Below are 7,777 nucleotides of genomic sequence, written 5' to 3'. Positions count from 1 at the left end.
ATAAAAAGAGTAAATAAATTGATTTTTTTCTTTTCAATCCTTTGATTGACTAATCAATGTTCGAGCGCACTTAAAGTGCGAAACCTGCTACCAGATACCTGAAACCTTCCTAAACCCAATATTATTGTATCGAAATGAGGTGGTAGCGGATAAGGGAAGAGGGAAGAGTGTAAAAAGTGATAATCATTGATTTTAACATTAGTGAAATTAGTTTTATGATTATTTTTCCCTTTCGTCACAAAGACGCAAAACTATTTTATTTACATCATACCTAAGATCAGCAATCTTTTTTTTCTTAAAATAATTTATCAAGATCAATTTTTATTGTACTAGGATTATTCAAATTAACAGTATTTTTAGGGGAAAGTTTTTGGATATTTTGATAATAATTTTCTTGGGGATTTTGATATACTTCTAAAAAGTTTTGATTTAAGTCAATTAACCATACTTCTTTAATTTTACTTTCCGCATAAAGGGGTAATTTAACATTGCGATCGTAGTCAATACTACTATCAGCTACTTCTATTAATAAAAAAATATCATCAGCCGTGGGATGGTTAAAAGCATAAAAATCTTCCCTAGGTTTGAGTAAAACTATATCAGGTTGTGGCTCAGAATTATTATTTAATTTAATGGGATCTTGTACCCCTATAATAACTTTATCCCCTAATTTTTCAGCAAATAAAGAATTTAATTTTTTCACACAAGAAGCGTGTTTAAATCCCACCGGTGACATTTCAACGATTTCTCCTTTAATTAACTCAATGGGGTAATCTTCTTTTAAAATACCAAAATTGATCATTTGATGATAATCTTCAATAGAAAATTTTAGAGTAGGTAATCTTAACGCTGTCATATCTGGTTATTTCATCAAAGGTTTTCTGTTTTTAATATACCAAGGAGATTGTCTAATTAAGTACCAGTGAATCAAAAATTCCCCGTTAAATCAAAAATTATAACGGGTAAATGTCAATTCAACATTAAAGCTAAAATTGAGGTTTAATAACCGGAGAACGTCTTCTAATGGGAGGACGAGAAACATCATCACCAAAAGATTTAGGGGGTACAGATGGACGCAATGGAGGTCTTTGTCGCCTCAAATTTGAACGTTCTTGATCTTCATAAATTTCCAAATAAAGAGTATCACCAGCAACTTGTGCAGCCGTTTGTAATACTGTTCGCACAGCTTGAATATTACGGCCACCTCTACCATATACTTTTCCTTTCTCATTTTCCTCAAAAGCTAGACGAATCCAAACTCTTTTGGTACTAAGAATTTGCTCACAATCAAAGCTAAACAATTCAGGGGATTCGAGTAAAGGTTCAATTAAAAAACGTACTAACCCGTCATAATCAGGCTTCAAGTTACTATTTATCTTGAGGTTTGGTTCACTATTAAGCATTTACTTGTTCAAATACCTTAGCTTTGTCTAAAATACGGCGAACAGTCTCAGTAGGTTGAGCGCCTTGTTTTAGTCTGGTAACAATAGCAGGAACATTTAATCTAGTTTCATCACTTCGGGGATTATAAAAACCTAATTCCTCTAAAGCTTTTCCATCTCGACGATCACGACTATTCATCGCTACAATACGATAACTAACTTCTCTTTTTTTTCCTAATCGTTTTAAACGTAATTTAACCATATTATTTTAATTAATTTTCTAATTAATTTTCAATTCGACTTCTTGAGTTAAGATTTAATTAACCTATACTATGATACTCAAATTTGACCGCAATTGCTAAGTCACTTGTTTAATCATTAATTTGAATGACAAAATTTTACTCTCAATATCTTTGGTTGTCTTTACCAAAAATAAAATTATGAATCATCAAGTCAATTTACCTCCAGCCGTCATCTGGAACAATCCCCATCAACTCAGAAACATATTAGAATCACAATCTGAGTTTAACACTATCAGCCAAGAAGAAAAAAATCAATCTCTCATTTATGCGGTAAAACATCAATATATAGAAGTTGTTACAATACTGATTAACGCTCAAGCGCAAGTGAACTTTCAAAGTTTACCTCATTTAATGACACCATTGATGTTTGCTTGTGCAGGAAACTATACTTTAATTTGTGAAATTTTAATTAATCATGGTGCAGACGTTAATCTTACCAATGACGATGAAACTTCAGCCCTGATGATTGCTAGTTATAAAGGATATACGTCTATTGTCAAAATGTTGTTAAAAAATAATGCTGATGTGAATCATCAAGATTTAGATGGAGATTATGCCCTTTATTTAGCCATTAAATATAATCATAAGGCAGTAGTTCGACTTTTAATCGATTATGGTGCTAATTTATATCTTGACGATGGTGCATTGGGTATCGCCATTGACACTGATAATTTAACCATCATTAATCTATTATTAGAAAAAAAAGTTAATGTTAATCAAGGAAATCGAGACAGAGTAACACCTTTGATGATGGCTTCCGCCCATGGTAATTTAGTTATTGTAGAGAAGTTATTAGAAGCAGGAGCTAGAGTTAATGATCAAGACATAGTGGGGGATAGCTCTTTACATTTAGCCGTATTAGAAGGTCATTTAGACATCGTAGAACGATTATTAAAAGCAGGCGCTAGAGTTAATATCATTAATCAAGATCGAGATTCACCCCTCATGATTGCCACCGTACAAGGTTATACCGAAATAGTAAGACTATTATTAGCCTACGGAGCTAATCCTAACTTTTACAATCAACAAGAAACTCCTCTTGGTTTAGCCATAGTCAATGGTTGGCAAAAAATAGCAATCTATTTAATCCAAGCTGGGGCAAATCCTGATACTCGACTCGGAGATGGTAAAACTGTATTAATGAAAGTTTGCGATCGCAATAATTTAGAATTAATCTCATACTTATTGGAAGCAGAAGCCGATGTTAATTTAGAAGATAGAGGAGGAGGCACGGCATTAATGTGGGCAGCACATCGAGGACATTTAGAAGGAGTGAAATTATTACTAAAAGCCAAAAATATTGATATTCACCATAAAAATTATGAAGGTTACACAGCCAGTAGTTTAGCTGAATACAATAACTATCCTGAAGTTGCCAGATTTTTAAAGGATCTCTAGGTAGCAATTATTAGTTAAAAAAGGGCGAACGATGGGGCTCGAACCCACGAATAATGGTACCACAAACCACCGCCTTAACCACTTGGCTACGCTCGCCTTGTACATTAGACTATGATAACCTATTTTAGTAAAATGATCCACTAATTATTAAAATTTTTCCTAATGAATCCATTAGCTGGGGAACAAAAAAGTCCTCTATCTATTACTCTGAGTATTGGAGGCAGTTTATTGTTAATTTGTAGCATCTTATTATTTTTTACTAATCCATCTCAAAAAAAGTATGAGGAGTTTGCCACACAACAGTTAATCAAATACGCTAAAGAAAATGTTTGTCAGGCAAAATCAGGCAGCATCGAGGAAGCGATTAAAAGTCAAGTGTGTAATTTAATGTTAGAAACGGGAAAAAATCAACTACCGAAATTAATTGAAAAAACTACTAAAAACCGTAATTATGTGCTATTTAGTATTTATGAAACAAATCTTTATATTTATAATTTTGAAACCATTGGTTTTTTAAATCAGTTTTTTGTAATTGGTTTTAATTCCTCTCGGTAATTACATCTTTCAAAAACACTCAAACACAAACTGATTATCTCCTTGAAAAATCACTGGTTATTTGTAGCTAATAAGTAATTTTTGGTTAAATTTATAGCGTTTTTTAACTTTTGTTGAATAATTAAATAACGATTTTCTTTAGTAGTTAGTTGTTTAGCCGATTGATAAAATAAAAAATCAGTTTGCAAAAGCCGAATATAACGGTAAGTTTCCGTTTGCCAAGATAGAAATAAAGATTGTTGAGTTATATCTAAATCACTACTATCAAGAGTCATAATCATGGTTTGTAAAAAGTCTTGAATTTTTTGCCATTTCTGTTTAACCATAATAGAGTTATTTTTATCCTGACAAAACAATATTTCTAAATTTTGAAGTAAATCTAGCCAACTTAATAACTCTTTTTGATGTGATTTTGGTAACATTTCCGTTAAATTGAGTTAAAATTTAAGAAACCAATTCTTACTAATATCAAGCCCTTAACTGTGAGAGTAAATGAAAGAAGGCATCACAGTCGGGGGTAATTCTCTTTTAAATGGAAATAAAATTGTCAGTTTCCTAAAGGAGTGATTTTAGTTTTAGTAATTTTCTACTTGATCATAACCGTTCAAGATTATAACTGATCCTACTCAATTTAGCTATTTATTTTTTACCCCTAAATATCATGAATACAATTACCCTTATACCTGAAACTAAACCAATCAAAAAATTACATATTCCTAATTGGTTAAATAATTGTTTAATAGGAGACCAAAATGATTCTCATAATAGTTTAATATGTAGATCCTTTAACTTTGCCAATACTTTACATCAAGGACAATATCGTAAATCTGGTGAGCCTTACATCGCCCATCCAGTGGCTGTTGCCGAATTATTACGAGATTTAGGAGGTGATAGTGAAATGATTGCCGCCGGTTTTTTACATGATGTGGTAGAAGATACTGATATTACTCCTGATGAAATTGAAGCTCTTTTTGGTGCTAATGTGCGTCAATTAGTAGAAGCAGTGACGAAACTATCTAAATATAATTTTTCTAGTAAAACCGAAAGACAAGCAGAGAATTTTCGGCGAATGTTTGTGGCGATGGCTCAAGATATTCGAGTAATTGTGGTAAAATTAGCTGACAGACTCCACAATATGCGTACCCTAGAATTTTTATCTCCAGAAAAACAGGTTTTAATTGCAGAAGAAACGAAAGAAATTTTTGCACCTTTAGCCAATCGTCTTGGTATATGGCATTTTAAATGGGAGTTGGAGGATTTATCTTTTAAATATCTTAACCCTATCGCTTACAATAAAATTAAAAGTTTAGTATCCGAAAGAAGAAAAGACAGAGAAGCAAGAATAAACAACGTTGTTGATATTATTAATCAAGGGCTAGAAAAACTTAACATTAAACCGGTTGAAGTCAAGGGAAGACCAAAACATTTGTACGGAATATATCATAAAATGGAACGTCAAAACAAAGAATTTGATCAAATTTATGACGTAGCTGGTGTTAGAGTGATTGTCAATACCAATGATGAGTGTTATCGTACTTTGGCAGTAATTCATGATGCTTTTCGTCCAATTCCCAATAGGTTTAAAGATTATATTGGTTTACCGAAGCCTAATTTATATCAATCATTACATACCACTGTAGTTAATTCTAATGGCAAACCCTTAGAAATACAAATTCGTACCCTAGAAATGCACCATATTGCTGAATTTGGTATCGCTGCACATTGGAAATATAAGGAAGCCGGAAATTCCAATAATACTCATTTATCTAGCGATGAAGAAAAATTCACTTGGTTACGGCAATTATTAGATTGGCAAAAAGATTTAAAAGATGCACAGGAATATGTAGATAACCTCAAAGAAAATTTATTTGATGATGATGTTTACGCATTTACTCCTAAAGGTGAAGTTATCCCCTTAACTAGAGGTGCAACGGTAGTAGATTTCGCCTATCGGATTCACAGTGAAGTTGGCAATCACATGAAAGGTGCTAGAATTAATGGTAAATGGTGTCCCCTAGATCAATCAATTAAAAATGGTGATATAGTAGAAATTATTACTAGCAATAATAGTCATCCTAGTCTCGATTGGTTAAATTTTGTTGTTACTCCTAGTGCTAAAAATCGGATTCGTCAATGGTATAAACGATCTCATCGGGATGAAAATATAGCTAGAGGCAAGGAATTATTAGAGAAGGAATTAGGTAAAAGTGGTTTAGAATCTCTCTTAAAATCCGATACCATGCAGAAAGTTGCACAAAAATGTAATTTTGTCAAGGTAGATGATTTATTAGCTTCATTGGGTTATGGTGAAGTAACTTGTATGCAAGTTATTAACCGTCTGCGGGAAGAAAATAAGCAACAACAACCAGAAATTAAACCCCTAACTTTAGGAGAAACTCCTTTAGCCACTACGGCTACGAAAACTTATAAAGAAATCAATGGTAATAAATATCCTATTTGCGGTATTGAAGGCTTAATGTATCATATCGCTGGATGTTGTCGCCCTTTACCCGGAGAAAATATCATCGGTGTTGTTACTAATGTGCGAGGTATTTCTATCCATCATCATGATTGCCCGAATTTAAGTACTATACCTGGAGAGCGTTTAATTCCTGTGAGTTGGAATCCTTGTAATGGTAAAAGTCGTAATGCTACTTATCCTGTGGATATTGTCATTGAAACCATCGATCGAGTTGGTATTTTACGAGACATTTTAGGAAGATTAACTGATCAAAATATTAACGTAAGTAATGCAGGGGTGAAAACGGATTTTGGGAAACCAGCCTTAATTTCTTTGACGATTGATATACAAGATTCTAGTCAGTTTCAATATGTAATTAACCAAATCAAAAACATGAGTGATGTTTTAAATATTCGCCGTATTAGTGAAGTTTCTGGAATCAATTAGGGGTTGCTTCATCGTATGAGTGGTGAGGGTAGGGATACCCCCTTTATCCACCAGGGCTGTTTCATTCTAAAATTTTTGGTTAAGAGGGAGTAATGAGTAACGAGTAATGAGTAATGAGTTTTGATAATTTACTATGATTAATTGATTATTTCAAGATTTTTTATTATTACTTAAAATCTACAAGTAAAAAATCCCCCTAATCCCCTAATACCCTAACACCCCAACATTTTAACCAACTTACTTTGAAACAGCCCTGCCTTTATCCCCCCTTAGAAGAATTTAGAATTTAGAAAGAAGAAATTTGCCCATTACCCATTACCTATTACCCTGATGCCTGTTGCTTATTGACTGACTTATGCAACAAGTCTATTATTCCACCCTTTCATTTTTCCTTGATTCATTAAACCATAAGGATCAACCATTTTCTTAAATTTAAGTTGTTCAGGTTCGATGTTTTTTCTTCCACCATCTTCTAAAATATAGGTGTGAGGATTAGCGATAAATGCACCATTTTCTTCATGATATTTGATTATTTCATTTAATCTTTCTTCAGTGGTAAATTTTACTAATTGTAAACCAGCCGGAATAGCTTTTCCTCCCACTCTTAAAAATTCTATGTGCATCATGACTTCATCACCAAAATATTGATACATTTCTTCTACTTTATCTAAAGTGAAAAAGAAGGTTTGTAAATAAGTTATATTTGCGTCAATGTTTCGAGCATGAAAAGTGGTATGATTCCAAGTAAATTCGATTAAATTAATCTTATTATCCTTGGATAAATCTTGTTGATAAGTAATTTTTCCTTGAGATTTTTTGACTAATTCTTGCAAAGCCAATAAAGAATTTTCAGCTATAGTTAATAAAGCACAATTTACTCCATTATTAAGATAAGGTTGAAGGGCGGTAAAATAACTAGAAATAGGACTAGCATGAAGACTAATTAATTTTTTGATAATGCCATCACTATCAGCTAAATTTTGTCCAAATTTTAAAGCAGAAATAAAGTCATTAAAAGTAACGATAACATCAACCCAATGATAACTAGGTGCTAGGGGAATTTCTATTTGAGTAATGATTCCATTTGTACCATAAGCATGGTTAATTTGTTGAGTTTCATCTCCTTTTAATTCGATAATTCTTGGCTCTTTTTCTAAGGTAATAACTCTAACTTTATTTAAGTTTCCTCTATCTCTTAATTGTCCATAATTTATTGAGCCAATGCCACCACT

7 protein-coding genes, 1 tRNA gene and 1 pseudogene are annotated in these 7,777 nt (G+C 32.5%); 3 read left to right on the top strand and 6 right to left on the bottom strand.

What is annotated here, in order from left to right; genetic code table 11:
- Positions 1-295 precede the first annotated feature (295 nt).
- The 3 genes from FWJ34_RS16535 to rpsP form a co-directional block, all read right to left on the bottom strand.
- Positions 296-856 carry a Uma2 family endonuclease gene (locus FWJ34_RS16535; protein ID WP_308256444.1) on the bottom strand — a complete coding sequence of 187 codons (561 nt, stop codon included), beginning with the start codon at positions 854-856 and terminating at the stop codon, positions 296-298.
- A 130-nt stretch (positions 857-986) separates the two neighbouring features.
- Complete coding sequence (locus tag FWJ34_RS16530; RefSeq protein ID WP_308256443.1) at positions 987-1,403, bottom strand: KH domain-containing protein; 417 nt, start codon at positions 1,401-1,403, stop codon at positions 987-989.
- Positions 1,396-1,644 carry a 30S ribosomal protein S16 gene (gene rpsP / locus FWJ34_RS16525; protein WP_066347123.1) on the bottom strand — a complete coding sequence of 83 codons (249 nt, stop codon included), beginning with the start codon at positions 1,642-1,644 and terminating at the stop codon, positions 1,396-1,398. The genes FWJ34_RS16530 and rpsP overlap by 8 nt, the downstream gene beginning before the upstream one ends.
- Positions 1,645-1,822: 178 nt before the next feature.
- Between rpsP and FWJ34_RS16520 the strand changes: the two genes are divergently transcribed.
- On the top strand, positions 1,823-3,082 hold the full coding sequence (locus FWJ34_RS16520; RefSeq protein ID WP_308256442.1) for an ankyrin repeat domain-containing protein: 1,260 nt from the start codon (positions 1,823-1,825) through the stop codon (positions 3,080-3,082).
- A gap of 23 nt (positions 3,083-3,105) precedes the next feature.
- On the opposite strand, the gene FWJ34_RS16515 is transcribed toward FWJ34_RS16520, so the two are convergent.
- Positions 3,106-3,178: transfer RNA gene (locus tag FWJ34_RS16515), tRNA-His, on the bottom strand.
- A 66-nt stretch (positions 3,179-3,244) separates the two neighbouring features.
- On the opposite strand from FWJ34_RS16515, the gene FWJ34_RS16510 reads away from it, so the two are divergent.
- Positions 3,245-3,637: a DUF4359 domain-containing protein gene (locus FWJ34_RS16510; RefSeq protein ID WP_308256441.1), complete on the top strand. Its 393-nt coding sequence runs from the start codon at positions 3,245-3,247 to the stop codon at positions 3,635-3,637.
- 50 nt (positions 3,638-3,687) lie between these two features.
- Here the strand turns inward: FWJ34_RS16510 and patD are convergent, their stop codons facing one another.
- Positions 3,688-4,059 carry a heterocyst frequency control protein PatD gene (gene patD / locus FWJ34_RS16505; protein ID WP_308256440.1) on the bottom strand — a complete coding sequence of 124 codons (372 nt, stop codon included), beginning with the start codon at positions 4,057-4,059 and terminating at the stop codon, positions 3,688-3,690.
- A 239-nt stretch (positions 4,060-4,298) separates the two neighbouring features.
- Between patD and FWJ34_RS16500 the strand changes: the two genes are divergently transcribed.
- A complete protein-coding gene (locus FWJ34_RS16500) occupies positions 4,299-6,545 on the top strand; it encodes a bifunctional (p)ppGpp synthetase/guanosine-3',5'-bis(diphosphate) 3'-pyrophosphohydrolase (RefSeq protein WP_308256439.1) in 2,247 nt (748 codons plus the stop codon).
- Between the two features lie 353 nt (positions 6,546-6,898).
- Here the strand turns inward: FWJ34_RS16500 and FWJ34_RS16495 are convergent.
- Positions 6,899-7,777 (bottom strand): annotated as a pseudogene (locus FWJ34_RS16495) (FAD-binding protein); the annotation flags it as partial.

The sequence above is a fragment of the Geminocystis sp. GBBB08 genome (genome assembly GCF_016743215.1).
Taxonomy (GTDB): Bacteria; Cyanobacteriota; Cyanobacteriia; order Cyanobacteriales; family Cyanobacteriaceae; genus Geminocystis.
This window is presented reverse-complemented; position numbering and strand designations above follow the sequence as displayed.

What these genes read in the sequence shown, in the direction of transcription:
- FWJ34_RS16510 (WP_308256441.1), top strand. Translation starts at nt 3,245, where the DNA reads ATGAATCCATTAGCTGGGGAACAAAAAAGTCCTCTATCTATTACTCTG.
- rpsP (WP_066347123.1), bottom strand. Translation starts at nt 1,644, where the DNA reads ATGGTTAAATTACGTTTAAAACGATTAGGAAAAAAAAGAGAAGTTAGT.
- patD (WP_308256440.1), bottom strand. Translation starts at nt 4,059, where the DNA reads ATGTTACCAAAATCACATCAAAAAGAGTTATTAAGTTGGCTAGATTTA.
- FWJ34_RS16500 (WP_308256439.1), top strand. Translation starts at nt 4,299, where the DNA reads ATGAATACAATTACCCTTATACCTGAAACTAAACCAATCAAAAAATTA.
- FWJ34_RS16520 (WP_308256442.1), top strand. Translation starts at nt 1,823, where the DNA reads ATGAATCATCAAGTCAATTTACCTCCAGCCGTCATCTGGAACAATCCC.
- FWJ34_RS16535 (WP_308256444.1), bottom strand. Translation starts at nt 856, where the DNA reads ATGACAGCGTTAAGATTACCTACTCTAAAATTTTCTATTGAAGATTAT.
- FWJ34_RS16530 (WP_308256443.1), bottom strand. Translation starts at nt 1,403, where the DNA reads ATGCTTAATAGTGAACCAAACCTCAAGATAAATAGTAACTTGAAGCCT.